Source organism: Candidatus Nitrosopelagicus brevis (assembly GCF_000812185.1).
GTDB lineage: Archaea > Thermoproteota > Nitrososphaeria > Nitrososphaerales > Nitrosopumilaceae > Nitrosopelagicus > Nitrosopelagicus brevis.
In genome coordinates this window covers 827,264-848,533 of sequence record NZ_CP007026.1, presented here as the reverse complement: position 1 = coordinate 848,533, position 21,270 = coordinate 827,264, and the positions used below count along the sequence as shown (strand labels likewise).

Here is a 21,270-nt window from a genome sequence, read left to right as displayed (position 1 = left end):
CAGTAAATCACTAAACATAGAGAAGTTTTAATCAAGTGTTTAGTCATTTCACATATGACAATCCGATATGAGATTAATCCTCCAAAGGTGTCTGATCCTCCCTCACGAATTGAGTTACTAGATGAGAGAATTGAGCAAATCAGTAAATTTTGTGATGGAATTCATGTAACTGATTCTGTTTTAGGGATTGAAAGAATTTCTCCATTACTTATCGGTGCAGAAATCAAGCAAAAACATCCAAAACTGAATGTTACTATTAGCCTACGAGTAATTGATAAAACAATTTCAGAGATCACTGACATCGTTGATTCTGCCATTAATGCCAACATCGATGGAATTTTAATTTTGATGGGTGATCCATCTCCTGAAAATGATTACAAATCTGGAGTTATTCCAAGCTTTGCAGTAAAACATCTAATTCAAAATGGATTTAATGAAAAAATTAATCTCTTTTTATCGCTTCCAAGTAAGCCAAATTTTGAAAAAATTTCTAAAAAAGTGGAATCTAAACCAAATGGTTTTGTAACTCAGGTAGTTCATGATATTTCTCAAGTAAAAAGACTACATGATTATCTAAATCCAAAAAACTTTGAAATTATTCCCTGTTTGTTGTTCCCTTCACAAAAAAATTCACGCTCTGCACAATTTCTTAACCTTGATTGGTCAAACTATGAAGATAATTTCTCATCTTTCGTTCTTGAAATTGAGAGTATTACTGGTGATGTTTTACTAACCTCTCCAAATGATTTTAAAGGAGCATTAGACTTCTTAACTCGATTACAAAATTGAATAAAGAAACATTTGCAGAAGCATTAGAAAACAGAATTCTTCTTTTTGATGGAGCAATGGGAACTGAAATTCAAAGGTATCAACCAAACTCTGAAGATTTTCCAGATGGGAAAGATGGATTTAATGATGGATTATCTACGACAAAACCTGACTGGATAAAGGAAATTCATCGAAAATATCTTACTGCAGGTGCAGATTGCATTGAAACTAACACCTTTGGTTCAAACAAAATTAAATTAGATGAATATGGATTTGGTTCACAAACTGTTGAACTAAATCAAAAAAATGCAGAACTTGCAAGAAGTGTCTGTGATGAATTTACAGACAGACAGAGATTTGTTATTGGCTCTATGGGTCCTACTGGTTATTTACCTAGTTCTAATGATGCTGACCTTGGACAGATGCCTTTGTCTCAAATTAGAGATGCATTTGAGTTACAAGCCGAGGGACTAATCAAAGGAAACGCAGATGCTTTACTAATTGAAACTAGTCAAGATATACTAGAAGTGAAATTAGCAGTTGAAGCATCTCATATTGCAATGGAGAAAACTGGAAAAAAAGTAACATTGATTTCAAATGTTACTTTAGATCAATATGGAAAAATGTTACTTGGAACAAATGTTCAATCAGCATATACCACTGTTTCTGAAATGGGAATTGATGTATTTGGTCTGAATTGTTCTACGGGTCCAATTGAAATGGAGCCTAGCATACAATGGTTGAATGATCAAAAACACAAGCCATTGTTAGTAATTCCAAATGCTGGAATGCCTGAAAATGTTGGAGGTCAAGCAGTATACAAAATGACACCTGAAAAAATGGCATCTGCACTAAATTCATTCATAGAGGAATATCCACAAATTAACATAATTGGTGGTTGCTGTGGTACAGATCCTGAGCATATTCAACAATTAAGAAAAATTATTGACCAGCAAAAGAAAGATTGATGAGATAAGTATTTACAAAAATTTCATCCACAATTCTATATGTTAAAGGCTAGAGTAAGTTCTTCAATCAAATCCGTTGATTTGAAACAAGAGGTAGGTCCTCTAATAATTGGTGAGAGACTTAACACCCAGGGTTCTAAAAAAGCAAAAGAATTAGTTCTCAATGATGATTTTGATGGGTTGGTTGACTTGGCAAGAACTCAGGTTGAAGATGGAGCCCATTGTATTGATGTATGTGTTGCAACAACTGAACGTTCAGATGAAAAAGAGTTTATTCTAAAACTTGTAAAAAGTCTAAGTCTTGAAATTGATGCTCCTCTTGTTATTGATTCTACAGATCCTCAAGTTATTGAATCTGCAATTGAACAAATTCCTGGTAAACCAATCATAAATTCTATCAATCTAGAAGGTGATGGAAGTAGATACAAAGCATTAGCCCCATTGATGGCAAAATATGGAATTCCTGCAATCGCATTATGTATTGGTCCTGATGGAATGGCAAAAACTCCTGAACAAAAAGTTGCAACTGCTGAACTATTGTATAAATCTGGAAAAAAATATGGTTTACGTCCAGAACAATTCATCTTTGATGTCCTAACATTCACTCTTGCTACTGGTGAAGAAGAATTTCTTGATGCAGGAAAACATACTTTGGAAGGAATTAAACTTGTCAAAGAAAGATTTCCAACATCATTTACCACTCTTGGTTTAAGTAACATCAGCTTCGGTCTTGCCCCTCAAGCCAGACGCGTATTAAATTCAGTATTTTTGTATCATGCTGTACAAAATGGCCTTGACAGTGCAATTGTAAATGCACGTGAAATTACTCCGTATACTGAAATCGATGAAAAAGAAAAGAAGATAGTTGAAGATTTGATCTTCAATAAACATCCAAATGCGTTATCCGACTTAATTACTCATTTTGAAAATCAAACTCAGGATTCATCATCAAAAACCAAGAAAGTTGATGTTGATCCAACATGGCCTGCAGGACAGCGCTCAAATTTTAGAATTATTAACAGATTAAAAGATGGAATAGAAAATGATGTTGTATCTGCAATTGTAGAAAAACTATCTCAAAAGGATATTCTTGTGGATAATGATGGTGTTTTATCGATAAACGCCACAAAAGAAGTTACACACCAAGGAGCAATTCAAACATTAAATGATGATCTTTTACCTGCGATGAAAATTGTTGGTGACAAATTTGGTGCTGGAGAATTAATTCTTCCCTTCGTACTAAAATCTGCAGAATGCATGAAAGCTGCTGTTAAGGAATTAGAAAAATACCTACTAAAAGAAGAGGGTACCAGTAAGGGTATTTTGGTTCTAGGAACCGTGTATGGAGACGTTCACGATATTGGTAAAAACTTGGTAAAAACAATCTTTGAAAATAATGGATACACTGTTCATGATTTAGGAAAACAGGTACCTTTACAAAAATTTGTAGAAAAAATTAATGAGGTAAAACCTGATGCTGTAGGTCTTTCAGCACTATTAGTATCAACATCAAAACAAATGCAATTTTTTGTCGAACATGCAAGAAAAACTGATGTCAATATTCCAATACTATGTGGCGGTGCTGCAATAAACAGTAATTACATTAACCGAATTGCAAAACAAGATGGAATCTATGAACCTGGAATGTTTTACTGTGGCACCATGTTTGACGGTCTTAAAACAATGGATAAACTAGTTTCTGACGAAAAAGATGAATTTGTAAATAATTGGAAAGATAAATTATCAAACTGGAAGGAAACTAAAGTTCAGCAAGTTGACTCTGAGAATCTTCCTCATAGCGATATCAAACCTGTTTCTCCACCAACTCCGCCACAACTTAATGAAGTTATCAGATTAAGACCTGAAGATTTTGATCTAAATGAAATCTGGAATCATTTGAATAAAAAATCACTTTTCAAACTATCATGGGGAATTAGAGGAAACTCAAAAACTGATACAATTGATGATCCTGAAAAACTTCTCGCTGAATGGAAAAAACGTGTAATTGAAGATAATCTCTTTGAACCGCAAGCTGTTTACGGATATTTCTCATGTCATAATCGTGATGATAAATTAGTTGTAGATGGCTCAGACGGTCAAGACATAGTTTTTGATTTTCCTCGTTCATCAAAAACTAAACATCTGTGTTTAACAGATTATTTTGGAGAAAATGACATAGTGGCATTTCAGTCTGTAACTGTTGGTACAAAAGCTGCTGAATTGATTGAAAAATGGGATAAAGAAGACAAGTATACTGATGCATATTATCTACATGGTCTTGCTGTTGAAACAGCTGAAGCAATGGCAGAATGGATAAATGAAAAAATTAAAACCGAACTTGAATTATCTGATAAAGGTGGTTTGAGATATAGTTGGGGATATCCAAGTTGTCCTGATACAACTCAACAACATCTTGTATGGAAATTAATTCATGGAGAAAAATCTGGAATGGAGCTGACAGAATCTGGACAAATTATACCTGAACAGTCAACTGCAGCAATAGTTGTTCATCATCCTGAAGCAGAATACTTTGTTTTATAGTAAAAATCACGCTTGATTTAAAAAGAGGAAAATTTGTTCGAAACTTTATGGCAGCTAGAAAACACTCTGGTAGAAAAATCAGATTAATCAAGAAACAAAAACAAGCATCTGCCGTTCCAGCATGGGTTATTCTAAAGACCAAACGTTCAGTCAGAACAAATCCAAAGGCTAGAGCATGGCGTAGAACTGATGTGGAGGTTGGATAGTTGTCTCAAGAACTTGAACGTGTTTATACAATTCCTCTAGGAAAAGTACTTCTTTCTCAAAGTCAACATCGTGCAGTTAGAGCAATTAACATGATCCGTGAATTTGCCCGAAAGCATATGAAAACTCAGGAAATTAAAATTGATGAAGAAGTAGCTCATTTGATTTGGTCTAAAGGTGTTAGAAGCCCTCCACGTAAGATTCGTGTCAAAATGACAAAAACTGATGATGGTTACATTTTAGTTACTAATTATGAAGACGATGTAGAATCTGATGAAAAAGATTCCAAGAAATCTCCTGAGATCAAACAAAAAGTTGAACCACAAACTGATGATCCTGATGCAATTGAAGTTACAGAGGAAACCCTCAAAGAAGTAGCACCAAAAGAAGTAGCACCAAAAGAAGTAGCACCAAAAGAAGAAAAACCAAAGCCAAAAGCTAAAGAATCAAAACCAAAAGAAGAAAAACCAAAGCCAAAAGCTAAAGAATCAAAACCAAAAGAAGAAAAGCCAAAAGCTAAAGAATCAAAACCAAAAGAAGAAAAACCAAAGCCAAAAGCTAAAGAATCAAAGCCAAAATCTAAAGAATAAAAATTATTACTCTATTTGTGGTAAATCTAATTCACAGTTAAAACTAGTTTCTGGTTCATCCCAGTCTAATGTTTTATCTTTTGAAATAACTCCTAATGGATCATATTTGTCAAAGCGTGTTTCTCCTGCAATTGCACTTAACAAAACGACGTTTGTATTTCCAGATGTTGACATATCCACTTGAGAATTTTCTTCATCAAAAATACCTCCAAGTATATTTGAAATTGAATTAATTACTCCAACTGGAATTTTATCTGCTCCATAAACGTACAACATAGAACGTTTGATGCTATTTGGTGGTGCATCCTCGTATAACATTTTGATTGAATCTTTTACTGATTCTTCAATATTTTCTGTACTGCGTGATGTTGACATGATATTTGTGTCGTCTGTTAATGATGATGATTTGATTGATGTTGCAAGACATTTGATTGCATTATTTGTCACATCATAGCATTTTTCTGCAGTAAAGTCTGGGTTACTATCCAATATTGCATCATTATCAATGATTATTGTTGAATCTGAATTCATTCTCAATCTTTTCAATGATATTCCAGATTGGAAAATTCTATTTTTCTCAAATTTGAAAGGCATTATTGCAAATGATAGAACATTTTTGTTTTGTTCTTTACAGATTGATGATACTACTGGGGCTAATGCAGCACCTGATTTTCCTGCAAGATTTGCCATGATGATGACTGTTTCATATGTGCTCATATGTTCTTCAATTTTTTCACTTTGTTCCATAGCGCAACCTCGAATCAATTGAACTGATGGGTTTATGATGGATTTTGTAGAAATGTGAATTGAATTGTGTTCTGAAACGTCTTTCTTATCTTGACTAATTTTTAGTAAATCTGCATCTAAAACGTCTCTCATTTCTGAGGCTAATTTGATGCCTGCTCCGCCTAGCCCTACTACTAGTACTGGCTCTTTAATCTCGAAAGTCATGTACAGTATCGCGATTTCTGATAAAAAACTCTTTACTTAGTTTTGATTATAATTCCGATCTAAAATTCTTGAGTCCTTTACCTGATAATCTTCCCAATTAGGCTATGAACGGTGGCGTCAGTAATTTCTACTGTTCTGACATCCCCGATTTTTGGTTCTTCATTGACGAAAATTGGTTTGTATGCAAAATTTCTACCTCTTTTCTGATTCTCAAATTCCTCATCAAAAACTGCTTCACCCTTCCAACCAATCCATTTTTCATTATTCTCTTTTGAAATTTTACAGATTAATTCATAAGCCAACTTGCTTCTTCTCTTCATTTCTACCATGTCGATTTGTGGCATTTCTGCAGCGTCTGTTCCTGGTCTTGGACTATATCTTGATAAGTTGCCGATATCTGGTCTTGTTTCTTCTAACAACTGCATTGTCATCTGAAAGTCTTCTTCTGTTTCAGTTGGGAATCCAACTATGATATCTGTTGAAATAGTAAATTTACCAAACTTCTCTCTGAATTGTTGTGCAACATCTCTGAAAGTTTTTGCTGTATGTCCTCTTTTCATGTCATTTAGAACTTTGTCACTTCCACTTTGAACTGGCACATGTAAAAATTTGAAAACTTTGCTACTTTCAAATGATTTTAGCAATCCTTCACGTATTCTTGGCATATACATTGGATTCATCATTCCTACTCTCATGAAGAATTTTTCTGGAATTTGTGATACAGTATTTACTAATTCTGGTAAATCTGAATTAATATCAAAACCATAACATCCATTGTCTGTTGATGTTAGCCATACTTCACAACATCCATCTGCTAATTCGGTTTTAACCTGTCTTACAATGTCTCCTACTCTGTAACTTTGCAAATCTCCTTTTGATATTTTTGTCTGGCAAAATGTACATTCACTCATACATCCGCTTGCTATTTCAACAATTCCAACTGCTGGATTAAGACGAATCTTTGGTAATCCTACTTTTGATAAATCCGAATCCTCTAAGGCGATGGTTTTTTTCCCATCAAGTGTAGATTGAATAACTTGTAGTGTCTTACCAATTGAATTTGGACCCATTAGACTTGCATTTTCTGCAAATTTTTCCACTTTGGTTTTTTCTGCTTTTGGCAAACATCCTGCAACAACTAGTGGTTTTGAACTGGAATCCATGATTTTACGAATCATCTTATCTGCTGTGGCATCTTTTACTGAACAAGTAACTATGACGTTAAGATCTGAATCTTCTGAATTTTCTGCTAAGGTATGACCTCCATTAACAATCAAACCTGAAATCATTTCAGAGTCTGAATAACTAGCAGAGCAGCCATAAGCCTCTACCCAAATTTTTGCCATCTTAACCTAACAACGAGCTGACTTCTTTATTTGTCATTAATTTTTTCGAGACTACTAATTCTCTGATTGTTTTTCCTGTCTTGAGAGATTCTTTGAACAAGTCTGCAGATTTGAGATAACCAATTTTTGGTGTAAGCAGTGTTACAATTACAGGACTATTCTCAATATTCTCTCTAAGTTTTGCTTGATTAGCAGTTAACCCGTCAATTAGGTTTGCAGAAAATATTGGCAAAAAGTTTGTCAGCATATCTGTTGAATCTAAAACTGCCTTCAACATTCCTGGTAACATTACATTAAGTTCAAACTGGCCTGCTTGTGCTGCAAATGAAACTGTAGTATCATTTCCTATTACGCTAAAACAAATCATATTCATACATTCTGCTAAAGATGGATTGACTTTTCCTGGCATAATTGATGAACCGGCATGAACTGCTGGTATTCCTAGCTCTGATAAACCTGCAATTGGTCCTGATGCCATCAATCTAACATCATTTGAGACTTTACCTAATTCTATTGCAAAGTTTTTCAATGCAGATGATGCATTTGCAACCGGAAATTTACTTTGTAATGCATATTGCATATCTTTCTGTGGTTTAAGTGATAATTTTGATACTCTACTTAATTCGATAATTACAGCTTTCCTGTATCCTCTTGGTGTATTTGCACCTGTACCTACAGCTGTACCGCCTAATGCAACTTGTTCCAACTCTTTTTGTGATGCAATAATCTGATTTCTAGCATTTGTTAATGAGGTTACATAAGCTGCAAACTCACTTCCAAGTGTAACTGGCAATGCATCCATCAAATGAGTACGACCAAGTTTTTTGTATTTAGAAAATTGCTTTGCCTTTTTGTTAATTGATTTTATTAATTTGTCAATAACAGGAATCATTTCTTTGAATGAAAATAGTATTGCCATGTGCATTGCAGTAGGATATGTATCGTTACTTGATTGTGACATGTTTACATGATCATTTGGATGAAGAAATTCATACTGACCTTGTTTCTTACCTAATCCTTTCAGTGCTACGTTTGTAATTACTTCGTTAGTGTTCATGTTGAACGCTGTTCCGGCACCTGAGTTTACCATGTCTACGACAAATTGATCAATGTGTTTTCCTGAAAGAATCTTATCACAGGCTTTTACTATTATAGTTCCTTGTTTTTTGTTGATTGCTTTAGTTTTCATGTTAGCAACTGCTGCAGAGCGTTTTATCATAACAAATGACTTTATCAAATTATGATGAGATGGTCTACCTGTCACATTGTACTGTTTGATTGCTCTTCCCGTAAATGGACCATAATATGCATCGGCAGGAATTTTTACTGGTCCCAGAGAATCTTTGTCTGATCGGTATTTCACATCTACCCTAAAACATTCAGGAATAAAAATTGAATTTATTACCAAGTCCGATCCCTTTTTTTGAATTATTTTTCAAATTATTCCATATTCTAAGATCCGAAAACATCTAGTAGATTTCTCAAAAAAGTGTATGTTTTATATAATCTAGTTCAAGCATCGAAGAACATGAATAGACGTTATAGTACTATCATGACCGTAGCTGCAATTGCAGTTATGGGCGGCGCACTATTCGGAAGTTCTTTCACTGCTCCTCTAAATGCAGGTTCAACAATGGAAGTAGAGACATCTCCACTTGCAAAAGTTGCTGCTATGGGCGGTTTAGAACTAATGATGCCTGAAGCATATGCAGCAGGCCCATGTTCAGACCTATTAGACTCAGGTCGACCTGTAGTAAACTTTGACCTTACTGGTGTAAGTGTCGATCTTCCAACAATGACTGGAAGTACCTACAGTGCAATGACTTTTAGTGAACAAGTCCCAGGACCAACACTAAGAGTTACACAAGGTGACGTTGTTCACATGACATTGACAATTCCAGGTGATGAGGTAACTCAACACGGAAATGACATGCATGCATCACAAATGTCATCAAAACCTTACATGGGTGCAGTAAACATCGGTGAAACTGGTGAATACTGCTTTATTGCTGAAGTTCCAGGTGTTTTCAAATATCACTGCTCTGGTGTTAACATTGCAGCAATGGACCAACACGTACTTTCTGGTATGTATGGTATCACCATTGTTGACCCACTCGATGGTTACAAAAGACTAATGGTGGAAAAAACAGCACTACAAGGCGGTGAAGTTGTAAAGGACAAAAAATTCTATGATGCTGATGCTCTAGAGTTCCAATTGCAATACAACCAGTTGTACTTAACTGACGCTGGTACTTACGACATGGGAAAGATGATGAGTCACTCAACATCTCAAACTGTTGTTAACGGACAAGCATTTGGTTATGTTCCAAACGGAATCCATAACTTACTCATGTTCGGCGATGCAAACAAGAACATCTTCTTAGCACAACCATGGAATTCTATGGACTTAAAACAATATCAATCACAACTACTCTTCGTACCAACTGATGAACACGTTAGATTCTTTATCGAGAATCAAGGTAACGAACCAGTCTATTGGCACATTGTCGGTGAAATCCTCGACAGAGTAACACAAGCAAACAGAGTTCAAGCACAAGGTACTGAAACATGGCTACTCGGTGGCTCACAAAATATGATTGTAGATGTCGTATTTGATGAACCAGGCATTTATGCAGCAGTAAACCATGATTATGCAGCTATCTATAGTGGTGCAGCAACAATCTTCGTTGCAGGTCTTCCATTAGACCCAGTAAATGAAGCAGCAACCTCCCTTGGCGTAGTTCAAGGTGCAGTAGATGCTGGTTCATATGCAGGTGTCTTAGGTAACCCACACGATGCAGTTCCTCCAGCAGGAGCAAACACAATTGCACACCCAGCATTGAACGTCCACTGTTTATGTACAGATGATGTTGCAAACGCAGCTATTGAAAACGGCGCTTTACCTCTATGGGAAGTAATCCCTGCAGTAATTGCTGCAGCACAAGGATAAACCACCATACCCCTCTTTTCCTTTTATTCTCTGACTTTAGTGGATACTGGGTTCACTATATCAAAAATGTCTCTATCTGAACATAATCCAGATTCTGGTACCAACAAAAATTCCTACTGCTGCTATAATACACACAATTGGAATAATCTGAACAAAATCAAATTCCATGTTTGTTTAAAGTAAGCAGATAATTTTAGTAATTCTCAACTTTCAAAATCATTATATTAAATGAATTCAGGCTTGTTGCATGAGTATGAATCAATCTGTCCTGATATGTGATCAAGTAAATCCGGTCTTAAATGAAATTTTAGAGAAAAATGGATTACAAATTACATACGAGCCTGAAATTACTCCTGACCAAATTTTAGAAAAAATTGAAAATTTTGAAGTCATCATAGTTAGAAGTAGAACAAAAATTACCAAAGACATGATTGAAAAAGCAAACAAATGTCAAATTATAGCTAGAGTTGGTGTTGGTCTAGATAATATTGATCAAACAACTGCTAAAGAAAAAAACATTCGTGTAATTAATGCAGTTGAAGGTGCAATGAATGCTGTTGCAGAATTAGTTCTAGGTTTAATGTTATCCTTAGCAAGAGAAATTCCAAGAGCTGACAGGGAAGTAAGAAATGGAAATTGGATTAAAAAAGAATTGATGGGTACCGAGTTACGTGGAAAATATTTGGGAATTGTTGGATTAGGAAATATTGGAAAAAGACTTGGTCGTCTTGCCAGAGCATTAAACATGAATATTATTGGTTATGATGTAGTCCCAATTGATGAAGAATTTTCAAGTGAGGTTGGATTGATGAAAGCAGATCTCGGAACTCTACTTGCAAGTTCTGATTATGTCTCATTACATGTTCCATTATTGGACAGTACGAAACACTTGATTAATGCTGAAAAAATGAGCACAATGAAAAACACTTCTCGCATAATCAATACATCTCGTGGGGGTGTAATAGATGAGGAAGCATTATACGAATTTCTAAAGGATGGTAAACTGGGAGGGGCTGCATTGGATGTATTTGAGGTTGAACCTGCTACTTCAAACAAGCTGGCAAGCCTACCAAACTTCATTTCTACGCCTCATATGGGCGCTCAGACAAAAGAAGCTCAGTCTTTAGCTGCAAATGTTATAGCAGAAAAGATAATACAAATCCTTAGAGGCGTTACTTAGGATTGAAACCAAAGATTGCATACATTACTGTACTATTTTTCTCATTAGTCATTCCACCAGCATTTGCTGATACGGTTTCAACTGAAATTGATAATGCCAATTATGATATTGATTATAACGCAAATAATGTAGTTTTGAAATCTGTCACTGCTGATCTTGATTTCATATCTCTAATTTTTGAAACAGAAGTATCTGGCTCTGATGGTGATGTATCTATCACTTTTCAAAGAGACTTTTTTGATGCAAAACTTGGATACTCTGACGATGATTTCTTTATCTTATCTGACGGTGACGAAATTGAGTTTGAAGAAGTAAAAACTGATGAATATAGAACTTTGTCATTCTCACTTTCTGCAGGAACTGAAGAAATAGAAATTATTGGAACAATTCTTGCAAACAATTCATTTCTGATAGAACAAAAACAACAAGATGTTGATGCTGCAGCAAAAGCACAAGCAGAAGCTGACGCACAAGCAGAAGCTGAAGCCGCAGCAAAAGCACAAGCAGAATCTGACACAAAAGCAGAAGCTGAAGCCGCAGCAAAAGCACAAGCAGAAATTGACGTAAAAAATGCTGAAGAAGAAAAAATTGAAAATATGATGAATACTTGTGGTGATGGTACTGTCTATGAAAACGGAGAATGTGTTTTATCTCCTATGGAAAAAAATGCATCTGATTTTAGAACTGGACCTCTAATCTACTCTATCGTAATTGGAATGTCACTTGGAATTGTGATTATGATGATCTTATGGGGTATTGGTAAGAAAAGTCACAAAGTTTTATCTGATGATGATTCTTGATCAAATGATTTTTGATTAATTGGTATCTCAATCACTCTTTCATTAATTAAAAATTGTAATGCATCTCCATAAATTGTGTCTGGTATTTGATTATTTACCCACCATCCAGTTGTCATCTTAAACCAATCGGGTATCTGTAATTCTTTTCCTGGTTTAGCATTAAAAATAATATTTTCATCAATTAAAAATTGAATTGATTTTGCAAATTCATCATCATCTGTTTGACCGCTAACCCATATCTTTGATACATCTTTTATCCAATATGGTATACCAATTGTTCCATCATTTACAATTGTAAATGATGTTGTAGCTGTAGCCCCTGAATATTGTAATTCCAGTTCGTAGGTACCTTCATTCCATATTATGCTATCAAATGAAAATGGTGCAATTATTCTAGATTCTTCTTGTGATATTGGTATTGATAATAATTGACTTTTATTTCCAACAGTATTTGTAATAAAAATAACCGCATCTTCTCCTGTAACCTCTGAGATAATTATAGTATAATCTAATTTGTCTCCATAATTGTAACTTGGAGATGAAATCGCTATCTCAATATTTTGTACATCTTGAGCATAAGCGCTAGATGAGAAAATAATACTTGCTCCTATAATTAACAGTAAATATTGTCTCATACCTTTACCTAATTTCTACATAATATAATGAATTTTACATTTTTCTCTTCATAGGATTATTAAGGGGATTTTTTTCTATGAATCTAATGACAACTAACCAAGACACTGTATGGTACAAAATGTGGAAGGAAAATTCTATCGTATTGCGAGAGCGTGCAATTGTTTGGAGAAAAGAAGACGCCGCTACACGTATTGAGCGACCTAGTAGACTTTTACGCGCAAGACGACTTGGTTACAAAGCAAAACAAGGAATCGTTGTAATTAGAATGCGAGTTGGAACTGGAGGAATGAGACGTCAAAGACCACGAGGTGGAAGACGTCCAAAACATCTGGGTGTAACTAGAATCAAACAAGACGATAATATGAAAACTGTAGCAAACAGACGTGTACTTGAGAAATATCCAAATATGAAACTTTTAGGTTCTTATTTTCTGTACAAAGACGGCAAACATTACTGGTATGAGGTAATATTAGCAGACCCATCACATCCAAGTATTGTAAATGACAAAGAATTAAGAAAAAGAGTAATCAAAGTCGCTGCATGATAAAAAAATTATTAATTTTTCTAATAGTCTTATCAATAACTATTCCACTTGCTGATGCTGTACCACTTTCTGATAAAACTGGTCTTAAATTCACATTTCCTGTAAAAACTGACGGACATTCATTTGTAGTTGAAGTTACTGGAAATCTAGATGTAACCAATCTTGATTTTGATAAAGACAAAAAATCAATCACATTGTTTGTTCTAAGTTCCTTAGAAAATAATTCACTAGAAATTAGCTTTCGTAACCAATTGATTGGTGGTGATTATTCTATATTTATTGATGGTGACAAATTCATGCCAGACTTAAAGGCTGGAAGTAATACTACCTTTCTAACAATGGATTTTTCAGGAATGGGAAAACATAAAATTGAAATTTTTGGGACAACATATCTTGATACATTTAACATTAGGGATATAATTGATTATCGTATAACTGATGGTTATGTTGATAATATTGATGAAAATCAATCTACAAGTTCCTTAACTTTTACATTATTTGATCCAGGTGATAATGGCGTGTTATCATTTACATTATCTGATGATGTAATTACTCCTTTTGATGATGGTTCTTTTATTGTGATGATTGATGGCGTTGAGTCTGATTACACTATTGAAGACAATACTATGAACATTTCATTTAATTCTGATAATGAAAAAATTGAAATTATTGGAACATATGTAGTGCCTGAATTTTATGAAATTGCACCACTAGTTCTTGCAACTTCATTTATTGGTTTGATTGTTCTAAGAAAATACAAAAAATTATTCGCTTAATAATTTCTGTATCATTGATTCAAGATTTACAGTTTGACCAAATGACACGTCTCGTAAAACTCCCTTTCTATCTACTAAGATAGTTGAAGGCGTACCTTGCAGTGAGTACATTTCAAATGTCTCCGCAGAATATTCTTTTGATTTGAAATATCCTTTAACACGCTCAAAAATTTGTTGTTTGTAGTCTTCTGGTTGTGAATCAAAATCTGGAAGCTGATTCTTGATAAATGCAGTCATTTTTTCTTTTGTTGGTTCTCCTCCTTCTTTTACTAGGGAATCCATTGCTACTGGATATGGAATTTTGTATGGTAATTTCCCATCTTTGAGTTGACCATATTGTGATAATGCTTGTTTTGTATCGCCGACAACTTCTCCTGTTGTCAAAAGCATTTCTAAATTCTCCAATGTATTTTTGTCATAATCCTCAAATGCAGTAGCTACTCCCATCACCGTCAATCCGTCTCCTTTGAATTTTTGATAAATATTGATAATTTCTGGAATTGAATGCATAAAACAACCTGGACAGTTAACCTGAAACACCTCGACCAGTTTTACATTATCACCTTCTTTGTCAAAGTTTGTCTCCATTCCTTGAACCCATTTTCCTAATTTGAGATTCGGTGCTTTTTCTCCAATTGCTACCATAAATTTTCTGATCTACATTTCCATTAAAAAGATAACTGACATTTTAAAAAAAAGGAATTAAAAAGGACTGGAAAAGACGTCAAACATGGAAGTAGTACCACAATCTAGAATTGATCTATTTGCAGAAATGGAATCTCATTATGAAAAAGAAGATACCGATTATTTTGTGAAATTATTAGATCATGATGATTATGTTGTAAGATGCAGAGCAACTTGCATTCTTGTAGATTTAGGTGGTGAGGATAAGGTCCAATATATTGCCAAAGTTCTCAAAGATGACCCTAATGAACTAGTTAGACATGAAGCCGCATTTTCACTTGGTCAGATGTGCTTTAGTAGTGGAATTGCACCACTTGAAGATGCTACTGCAAATGATCCTAGCATGTTTGTTAGACATGAAGCAGCAGTAGCACTAGGAGTTGTTGGTTCTACAGGTGAACCTGAGGTTTTAGAAAAAGCACTAAATGATCCTGAAGAGTCTGTAAGACATTCTGCAGTAGTTGCATTATCTAACTTGGAATTTATGAAAACTTTGTGCAAAAGTGAAAAGTTTGGTAAATTAACTGGCGGCTAAAGTGGATTAACTAGCGTTCCATTAATTGCTGATTCAAAATTGTAAATATTCTCTACAGATGAATCTTCAAAAATTTCTGCGTCATGAGATATTATAATAAATTGCATTGAAGCCTCTTCACCTCTAATACTTGCTAATTGTGACAATACTCCTACAAGTGCTTTTCTTCGTTCGCTATCAAGATGTGTGGTAGGTTCATCCAATATCATGAAATTCAGATTTGAGGCACCTAACAAATGTGCCATTCCTAATCTTAATGACAAAGCAATACTTACTTGCTCTCCTCCACTAAGTGATTCTAATTCTAACATTGTTGATCTAGCATAGCATGTAATATTCACATCTCGTGTTTTTTGGGAAAGTGAAATTCTCTGAATCTTTGTGTTTAATCTCTCCAAATATTCTGATGCTTTTTCAGAAATTATATCTAATGCCCATGAACGTAGACTCTTTGCTACTGGCCCATCTATGCTGTAAACATTTTTTTGAATATTCTCTAATTCTATGACATATTTTCTTACATTGTGTAGTTCATCTAAAATTATTCTATTCCTTTCGAGTTGTTGTTCAGCATTTTCTATTCTGTTAGATGTTGCACCAAACTCTTGATCAATCTGACGTAATCTATCACGATTTTGAATCAAATCTTTCTTCTTTAAAAGAAACTCATCTTGATTAAATCCACTAGTAGTCTTTTCAATTTGTAAAATTTTTTCATATTTCATCTTTGCATGTGCATCAATTGATGATGCTTCTAAAAGCTGACCTGAGTTAATTGTAATTGGTATATCTTTAATTTTTTTTACTTTCTCTTTGATTGTTGCAGCAATTTGCTCTAATTCTGTCTCAGTTGAAATGTTATGTGTCTTTAATTTGATATCGGCATTTTCCGCCTCTCTTAGTTCATCATTTACTTTTTCAATTGAATCTTCTAACTCTACTTGTTTTTCTTTTGTTTGTGAAATTTTTCTGTCAAGTGTCTTAATTTCTTCTTCCAAATGCTCTTTTTGAAATAGTGGATTCAAATGATCAACCTTGGAATCACATACTGGACATTTTCCATCTTTTAACTCTAATCTATTTGCAAACTCCCCTTGTTCTTCAAAACGAATTTTCTTTTTCTCAGATTCAACTAATTCTTTTGTAATTGTTTGTAATTCTTCCTCGAGTTTGAATAATCTGCTTTCTATCTCTCCTCTCTTACTAACAATTGAAAAACATCCCTTACATTCGTTAACTTTTCTTTCTTCTTCCATTACATCTCTTTGAATTTTTTTAATTGTCTCTTTTGCGTATGATACTAATTCTTCTTTTTGATCCTCTAATTCTCTTAATTGAATCTCTTTAACACTATCTTTTTCAACTTCTTGTTCAATTTGTATTATTTTTGTTTCTCTAACCTGTTTTTCCTCTTCTAACTTCTTCATCATTGGTTTTGAATTAGTTATTTCATTTTGAAATTCATTCATTCTATTTTCTAATAGTTCAATTTGTGTATCATCAAAACCATGTTTTGTTTGAATATCTTTCCTAAATTCTTTCAAAACTTCTTTCATAGATTCCACTGCTACATCTAATCTATCAATTCCAATGATTGTATTCAATAATTCTTTGAATTCCTTTGGTTTTGCTTTTATGATTGAATTCAGTTCTCCTTGTTGAACTATTGAAGCAATTTTTAATTTTTCAAAATTTATTCCTAATACTTTTTCAACTTCTTCTGTCATGGATTCGCCAAATTGTTTTCTTTCTCCTTCTGCAATAGGGATAAAGTCTTCACCATTTTTTTCTAAAAATTGTGCAGTTAACGTTCCTTTGGCATCAATTTGTCTAACTGTTCTGTAATTTTTTCCGTTTGCAGAAAAATCTACTTTAACTAATGATTTGTTTGCCCCTCTTCTTATCAAACTCTTGTTGTTTTTTCTCGTGTGTGCTCCAAATAGTGAAAATGTTATTGCATCAATTATGCTTGATTTTCCTGCTCCATTTTGTCCAACGAATACTGTTGCATCGTTACTAAAGTCTAACTTTGTGTTATGATGTGCTAAGAAATCTATTAGTTCTATACTATGAATCATTTTCTTTCTCCGAAAAATTACTAAAATTTTCTATAACCACTTGTGTTGCACTATCTACTTGTCTTGTTGATAATAATGGTAATAATTCATTTATTGCAATATGGGCTAATTTTTCTGATTTCAAAGCATTTACTGCAAGTTTGAATAATTCTTGATCAATTTGTGCTGGTCTGTTTAAAAATACGGATGATTCATCCTCCTCTTTAGATAGTTCCCATGAAAAATGTAATGATTTTGAGGCTAATTCTGTAAATTTTCTTTCTATAACATCTCGTTCTAAATTGTCCCCTTTGATCTTTATTTTTATTATTGGTTTTTTTTCTAATTTTGAAATTTTTTCATTTAATTCTTGAATTCCTGAATCTATTTTTTCAAATTCTATTTTTTCTATAATTTGTAATCTTGTATCAAGTTTTTTCCATTCAGGTTTTGCATCAGTTTCTGAAATATCAACTTCAAAAAATCCTTTTTCTACATCTCCTTGATTTGATGTCATGTCTGTAGACCCTGGATACACAAGAGGTCCTTTCAGATGCTCATACTGTTTTAGAAATTTATCGTGTAGGTGACCCATTGCATAATATGTGAAATTTTTTGGAAGATCAGTAGAATTTATTTCTCCAGCAAATTTGTTTACTTCAGTAATACCCTGGTGTAAAACTAAAATTTTATGTCCATCATGTTTACTTGCTAGTGATTCTAATTTTGAAAATTTTTCTTCTAACCCCTCCATCTCATTCTTCCTAATCTTATCAAGGCCTATGATCATCACATTTTTGTAATATACTGGTTCCTCTCTCCCAATATATTTTGAAAATTCTAAATTATGATAGACATATGGAATTGGAGTAGTGCGAACTCTGCTAATATCATGCTCACCTAAGACAAAAAATGATTCAATTCCATTTTGTTTTAATCTCTTTAGTGCATTTGCCATTTGCAAAATTGCAGTACCGCTTGGCGTTGGTGTATGAAAAACATCTCCTGCAAAAATCACAAAATCAACTTTATCATTTATTGAAATATCAATTGCTTGATTAAATGAATTATAGATGTCTTGTTCCCTTTCTTCTAATCCATATTGGACTAATCCAAGATGTGTATCTGAAATATGAGAAAATTTCATTTTAATCTAATAACAAGTCTTTTTGTACTGTTCCTTGAGCTTGTGCCTTATTTTCATTTTCAAACTTTTTTGCAATAGTCCATTGGTCTACTGCATTTTGGTCTGAACCGATTATCTTACCTTTCATTTCATCAATGTGAATTATTGCTGGTAAGTTGACCCATTGACCTACCAATACGGCATCACCAACATTTAACGATGTTAATTGAGCAATCAAATCTCTACTAATTGATTCAGATGCAGATGCAATTTGATGTTGGTCATCTTCTTGAACCATTTTCATTACAGCTAAAGAGCCCATTTGACTGAGAATACTAGGCTCAATATTTCGTGGTCTTTGTGAAACTACGCACAATCCTAATCCAAACTTACGACCTTCTCTAGCAATTTTCGTTGCCCAATATTTTGCTCTGGCATCTTCTCCTTTAGGAATGAAAACATGAGCCTCCTCAATAATCACAAAGATTGGACTGTTGAACATATAATTTTTCTTTGATTTACTTTTTGCACTTTTTGCATTACTTGCGGCTTTTCTATCATTAAGTAATTCTTGAAGATAGTAACCTAGCGCAACATTTGCTTGCTTGTCACTAAATTCTGAAACATTTAGAATGTTTAATCTTCCTTCTTTGATTAATCCTACAGGATATACCATATCAGGATCTAAAATATCTGCAAATCTATTTCGTGCATCATCAATTTTATCTTGAACTCTATCTGCTGAATGTCTTTCTTCTTTTCTTTCTGGATCACTTCCAATATACTGGACTTGTTGATCAAGTGCCTCCCAAAAATTAGCAGATTCTTTTACTTCTGGCGTGAATGCTTTTCGTAAAATTCTTTGTTGAATGTCTGCACCTTCTCTAATCTCTAAAACTTCTGATAATGTCTCAGCATCCAATAATCTCGGATTGATTTTTGCATCAATCACATTAATTTTTGGTATGTCTAAATCTGCATAGTCATTATGATAATCAAAAATAATTACTGTTCCGCTCAATGCTGCAATTTTTGATGCAAGTAGTGAAACAAGGTTACTTTTTCCCATTCCAGTCATTGCTAAAATTCCTAGATGTCTCGAAACAATTTTGTTAAGATTAATCTTCGAGTCAATGTCTTGATTTCTTAAGAGGTTTCCAATTTTTAGCCATTCGTTTTTCTCAGGCGCAAAAATTTCTCCTAAATCTGTTTTTGTTGCTTTGATTACCTTGGTACCTGGTAATGGTGGAATTGCAGGAAGTATTGCTTTTCCTTTTCGTAACATCTCTAAGAATCCTAAAATCAAAATTTTCCCAGTATAGCTCTTATCACGTTTGTTTAATTCTGCAAGTTCTATACTCTCTTCTGCCTCATCATAATTTCTTACATCTGACAATGCTGCACTTGTGACAAATGATGTTTCTACTAATCCTACAATTTTTCCTTCCTCTACCTCGATTATGACATATTCTCCTATTGGAAGTGCTCTTGATGACTGAATTGTTACTACATTTGGCTTTGATTCTCCTACAACAAATCCTAAACTCATCCTAATACCTCCCTTGAACCAATTTCATTTGAAAGTCCATGTATACTAGCTAATTTTGCAAGATCTTTTCCTGAAATCTTACAATTGTTGTGGGCAAGTTTCAGAGAATATGGGTATCCACTAATACTATTTTTGTAAATCTTGTTTAATACTCGCTTGAAATCATCATTTGAATAACCTGTTCCAAATAATTCTACTTTAATCAATGGTAATGAATCAGCTAATCTTGCAAAAATTGATGTAATGATTTTATCTTTACCAAATTTTTCATCTTCAAATATTTTACTAAATCCTGGAGTTCTTGCAGCATGATTATAGTAAAAAATGTCTCCTGCAATAGCTCCTAAATCTTCAAACTGTTTTCTTGTATTTGATGTCTTTGAAACAAATACTACATTGTTTCTTTTTTTCATTGCATTAACCATGGATTCTGTTAATGATGCTTGTCTTGTCATAAATTGTGAATAAAGTGAACCATCCATCAAAACTAAGTCTGCATTATCAATTGACATGTTACATGCATCTATCTCCATTTTGCTTGCAAGTGATGCAAGTACTGGGTTTGTATCCAACCCAAAATCATGCAAGTCCGCAATTATTTCTCCATCTGATTTTATTGAGACTGCTGTTACAGCCCAAAGTTCAGCACCTTGAAATTTTGTACTGTTAAAACTACTATCTATTCCTGCAGAAACTACTTCTTGTTTTTTTGGCGTATAGTCAATCCAATTTTCTTTTGCTTTTTGTATGATTTTTTCATATTCTGGACCTTTTAGAATAGATAATGTTTTTTCACGGTTAATTATTGCGTCTTTGAATACGGTATTTAGCATAATAACTAATTCTGGTTTTCATGAATATGAACATTAGGGTAGAAAATGAGCTGGCTGTTTGTCAGAACTCAATATTATTTTTTATCTTTTGATTTATCTGGATCCACTTTGTCCCACATGTGCATATTTCCACGTAACAAAAATGAGCCTACAATTATTGTAACTAGTCCTACTACTACGAACATAAAACCTCTGCCTATTATTCCAAGTTTTGACATATTCTGATCTGGAA

At 33.8% G+C, this 21,270-nt stretch carries 21 protein-coding genes; 11 read left to right on the top strand and 10 right to left on the bottom strand.

The window, feature by feature from the left end; genetic code table 11:
* Positions 1-54: 54 nt before the first annotated feature.
* The 5 genes from T478_RS05070 to T478_RS05050 are packed head-to-tail and all read left to right on the top strand — an operon-like array spanning position 55 to position 5,071.
* Entirely contained in the window at positions 55-789 is a 735-nt protein-coding gene (locus T478_RS05070) for a methylenetetrahydrofolate reductase (protein WP_048105647.1), read from the top strand.
* Positions 786-1,736: a homocysteine S-methyltransferase family protein gene (locus T478_RS05065; RefSeq protein ID WP_048105645.1), complete on the top strand. Its 951-nt coding sequence runs from the start codon at positions 786-788 to the stop codon at positions 1,734-1,736. Before T478_RS05070 ends, T478_RS05065 begins: the two co-directional genes overlap by 4 nt.
* Positions 1,737-1,775: 39 nt before the next feature.
* Complete coding sequence (locus T478_RS05060; protein ID WP_048105639.1) at positions 1,776-4,277, top strand: methionine synthase; 2,502 nt, start codon at positions 1,776-1,778, stop codon at positions 4,275-4,277.
* A gap of 47 nt (positions 4,278-4,324) precedes the next feature.
* Positions 4,325-4,483, top strand: coding sequence for a 50S ribosomal protein L39e (locus T478_RS05055; protein WP_048105634.1), 159 nt, complete (start codon positions 4,325-4,327; stop codon positions 4,481-4,483).
* Positions 4,484-5,071 (top strand): 50S ribosomal protein L31e, encoded by a 588-nt coding sequence (locus T478_RS05050; protein WP_048105633.1) that lies wholly within the window; start codon positions 4,484-4,486, stop codon positions 5,069-5,071.
* A gap of 6 nt (positions 5,072-5,077) precedes the next feature.
* Here the strand turns inward: T478_RS05050 and T478_RS05045 are convergent, their stop codons facing one another.
* The 3 genes from T478_RS05045 to T478_RS05035 all read right to left on the bottom strand — a co-directional run bounded on the left by T478_RS05045 (position 5,078) and on the right by T478_RS05035 (position 8,731).
* Positions 5,078-6,022, bottom strand: a complete 945-nt coding sequence (locus T478_RS05045; protein ID WP_048105632.1) for an FtsZ/tubulin family protein — start codon at positions 6,020-6,022, stop codon at positions 5,078-5,080.
* A 77-nt stretch (positions 6,023-6,099) separates the two neighbouring features.
* Positions 6,100-7,368 (bottom strand): tRNA (N(6)-L-threonylcarbamoyladenosine(37)-C(2))-methylthiotransferase, encoded by a 1,269-nt coding sequence (locus T478_RS05040; RefSeq protein WP_048105631.1) that lies wholly within the window; start codon positions 7,366-7,368, stop codon positions 6,100-6,102.
* Between the two features lies 1 nt (position 7,369).
* Complete coding sequence (locus tag T478_RS05035; protein ID WP_048106963.1) at positions 7,370-8,731, bottom strand: aspartate ammonia-lyase; 1,362 nt, start codon at positions 8,729-8,731, stop codon at positions 7,370-7,372.
* 165 nt (positions 8,732-8,896) lie between these two features.
* On the opposite strand from T478_RS05035, the gene T478_RS05030 reads away from it, so the two are divergent.
* The 3 genes from T478_RS05030 to T478_RS07735 all read left to right on the top strand — a co-directional run bounded on the left by T478_RS05030 (position 8,897) and on the right by T478_RS07735 (position 12,298).
* Complete coding sequence (locus T478_RS05030; RefSeq protein WP_048105630.1) at positions 8,897-10,318, top strand: multicopper oxidase domain-containing protein; 1,422 nt, start codon at positions 8,897-8,899, stop codon at positions 10,316-10,318.
* 247 nt (positions 10,319-10,565) lie between these two features.
* Positions 10,566-11,498 carry a D-2-hydroxyacid dehydrogenase gene (locus T478_RS05025; protein ID WP_048105628.1) on the top strand — a complete coding sequence of 311 codons (933 nt, stop codon included), beginning with the start codon at positions 10,566-10,568 and terminating at the stop codon, positions 11,496-11,498.
* A gap of 2 nt (positions 11,499-11,500) precedes the next feature.
* The gene (locus T478_RS07735) at positions 11,501-12,298 is read left to right on the top strand and encodes a hypothetical protein (RefSeq protein ID WP_052433895.1); all 798 of its coding nucleotides are present in this window, start codon (positions 11,501-11,503) and stop codon (positions 12,296-12,298) included.
* Here the strand turns inward: T478_RS07735 and T478_RS05015 are convergent.
* Entirely contained in the window at positions 12,268-12,933 is a 666-nt protein-coding gene (locus T478_RS05015) for a hypothetical protein (protein ID WP_048105626.1), read from the bottom strand. The two genes, T478_RS07735 and T478_RS05015, sit on opposite strands and share 31 nt — an antisense overlap.
* Positions 12,934-13,019: 86 nt before the next feature.
* On the opposite strand from T478_RS05015, the gene T478_RS05010 reads away from it, so the two are divergent.
* A complete protein-coding gene (locus tag T478_RS05010; protein WP_048105620.1) occupies positions 13,020-13,478 on the top strand; it encodes a 50S ribosomal protein L15e in 459 nt (152 codons plus the stop codon).
* Complete coding sequence (locus tag T478_RS07385) at positions 13,475-14,254, top strand: hypothetical protein (protein WP_052433893.1); 780 nt, start codon at positions 13,475-13,477, stop codon at positions 14,252-14,254. The genes T478_RS05010 and T478_RS07385 overlap by 4 nt, the downstream gene beginning before the upstream one ends.
* Here the strand turns inward: T478_RS07385 and T478_RS05000 are convergent.
* Entirely contained in the window at positions 14,243-14,899 is a 657-nt protein-coding gene (locus T478_RS05000; RefSeq protein ID WP_048105618.1) for a TlpA family protein disulfide reductase, read from the bottom strand. The two genes, T478_RS07385 and T478_RS05000, sit on opposite strands and share 12 nt — an antisense overlap.
* Before the next feature lie 85 nt (positions 14,900-14,984).
* Between T478_RS05000 and T478_RS04995 the strand changes: the two genes are divergently transcribed.
* Complete coding sequence (locus T478_RS04995) at positions 14,985-15,473, top strand: HEAT repeat domain-containing protein (RefSeq protein ID WP_048105617.1); 489 nt, start codon at positions 14,985-14,987, stop codon at positions 15,471-15,473.
* Here the strand turns inward: T478_RS04995 and T478_RS04990 are convergent.
* The 5 genes from T478_RS04990 to T478_RS07730 all read right to left on the bottom strand — a co-directional run bounded on the left by T478_RS04990 (position 15,470) and on the right by T478_RS07730 (position 21,256).
* On the bottom strand, positions 15,470-17,551 hold the full coding sequence (locus T478_RS04990; RefSeq protein ID WP_048105615.1) for an AAA family ATPase: 2,082 nt from the start codon (positions 17,549-17,551) through the stop codon (positions 15,470-15,472). The genes T478_RS04995 and T478_RS04990 overlap by 4 nt on opposite strands.
* The gene (locus tag T478_RS04985) at positions 17,541-18,677 is read right to left on the bottom strand and encodes a metallophosphoesterase family protein (protein WP_048105613.1); all 1,137 of its coding nucleotides are present in this window, start codon (positions 18,675-18,677) and stop codon (positions 17,541-17,543) included. The genes T478_RS04990 and T478_RS04985 overlap by 11 nt, the downstream gene beginning before the upstream one ends.
* Position 18,678: 1 nt before the next feature.
* Positions 18,679-20,205, bottom strand: a complete 1,527-nt coding sequence (locus T478_RS04980) for an ATP-binding protein (RefSeq protein ID WP_048105612.1) — start codon at positions 20,203-20,205, stop codon at positions 18,679-18,681.
* Positions 20,202-21,038 (bottom strand): DNA double-strand break repair nuclease NurA, encoded by an 837-nt coding sequence (locus tag T478_RS04975; protein ID WP_048105605.1) that lies wholly within the window; start codon positions 21,036-21,038, stop codon positions 20,202-20,204. Before T478_RS04975 ends, T478_RS04980 begins: the two co-directional genes overlap by 4 nt.
* Before the next feature lie 74 nt (positions 21,039-21,112).
* Positions 21,113-21,256 carry a hypothetical protein gene (locus T478_RS07730; RefSeq protein ID WP_177313240.1) on the bottom strand — a complete coding sequence of 48 codons (144 nt, stop codon included), beginning with the start codon at positions 21,254-21,256 and terminating at the stop codon, positions 21,113-21,115.
* Between the last annotated feature and the right edge of the window lie 14 nt (positions 21,257-21,270).

What these genes read in the sequence shown, in the direction of transcription:
- T478_RS05070 (WP_048105647.1), top strand. Translation starts at nt 55, where the DNA reads ATGACAATCCGATATGAGATTAATCCTCCAAAGGTGTCTGATCCTCCC.
- T478_RS05060 (WP_048105639.1), top strand. Translation starts at nt 1,776, where the DNA reads ATGTTAAAGGCTAGAGTAAGTTCTTCAATCAAATCCGTTGATTTGAAA.
- T478_RS05055 (WP_048105634.1), top strand. Translation starts at nt 4,325, where the DNA reads ATGGCAGCTAGAAAACACTCTGGTAGAAAAATCAGATTAATCAAGAAA.
- T478_RS05045 (WP_048105632.1), bottom strand. Translation starts at nt 6,022, where the DNA reads ATGACTTTCGAGATTAAAGAGCCAGTACTAGTAGTAGGGCTAGGCGGA.
- T478_RS05040 (WP_048105631.1), bottom strand. Translation starts at nt 7,368, where the DNA reads ATGGCAAAAATTTGGGTAGAGGCTTATGGCTGCTCTGCTAGTTATTCA.
- T478_RS05030 (WP_048105630.1), top strand. Translation starts at nt 8,897, where the DNA reads ATGAATAGACGTTATAGTACTATCATGACCGTAGCTGCAATTGCAGTT.
- T478_RS05025 (WP_048105628.1), top strand. Translation starts at nt 10,566, where the DNA reads ATGAGTATGAATCAATCTGTCCTGATATGTGATCAAGTAAATCCGGTC.
- T478_RS05015 (WP_048105626.1), bottom strand. Translation starts at nt 12,933, where the DNA reads ATGAGACAATATTTACTGTTAATTATAGGAGCAAGTATTATTTTCTCA.
- T478_RS05010 (WP_048105620.1), top strand. Translation starts at nt 13,020, where the DNA reads ATGACAACTAACCAAGACACTGTATGGTACAAAATGTGGAAGGAAAAT.
- T478_RS07385 (WP_052433893.1), top strand. Translation starts at nt 13,475, where the DNA reads ATGATAAAAAAATTATTAATTTTTCTAATAGTCTTATCAATAACTATT.
- T478_RS05000 (WP_048105618.1), bottom strand. Translation starts at nt 14,899, where the DNA reads ATGGTAGCAATTGGAGAAAAAGCACCGAATCTCAAATTAGGAAAATGG.
- T478_RS04995 (WP_048105617.1), top strand. Translation starts at nt 14,985, where the DNA reads ATGGAAGTAGTACCACAATCTAGAATTGATCTATTTGCAGAAATGGAA.
- T478_RS04990 (WP_048105615.1), bottom strand. Translation starts at nt 17,551, where the DNA reads ATGATTCATAGTATAGAACTAATAGATTTCTTAGCACATCATAACACA.
- T478_RS04985 (WP_048105613.1), bottom strand. Translation starts at nt 18,677, where the DNA reads ATGAAATTTTCTCATATTTCAGATACACATCTTGGATTAGTCCAATAT.
- T478_RS04980 (WP_048105612.1), bottom strand. Translation starts at nt 20,205, where the DNA reads ATGAGTTTAGGATTTGTTGTAGGAGAATCAAAGCCAAATGTAGTAACA.
- T478_RS04975 (WP_048105605.1), bottom strand. Translation starts at nt 21,038, where the DNA reads ATGCTAAATACCGTATTCAAAGACGCAATAATTAACCGTGAAAAAACA.
- T478_RS07730 (WP_177313240.1), bottom strand. Translation starts at nt 21,256, where the DNA reads ATGTCAAAACTTGGAATAATAGGCAGAGGTTTTATGTTCGTAGTAGTA.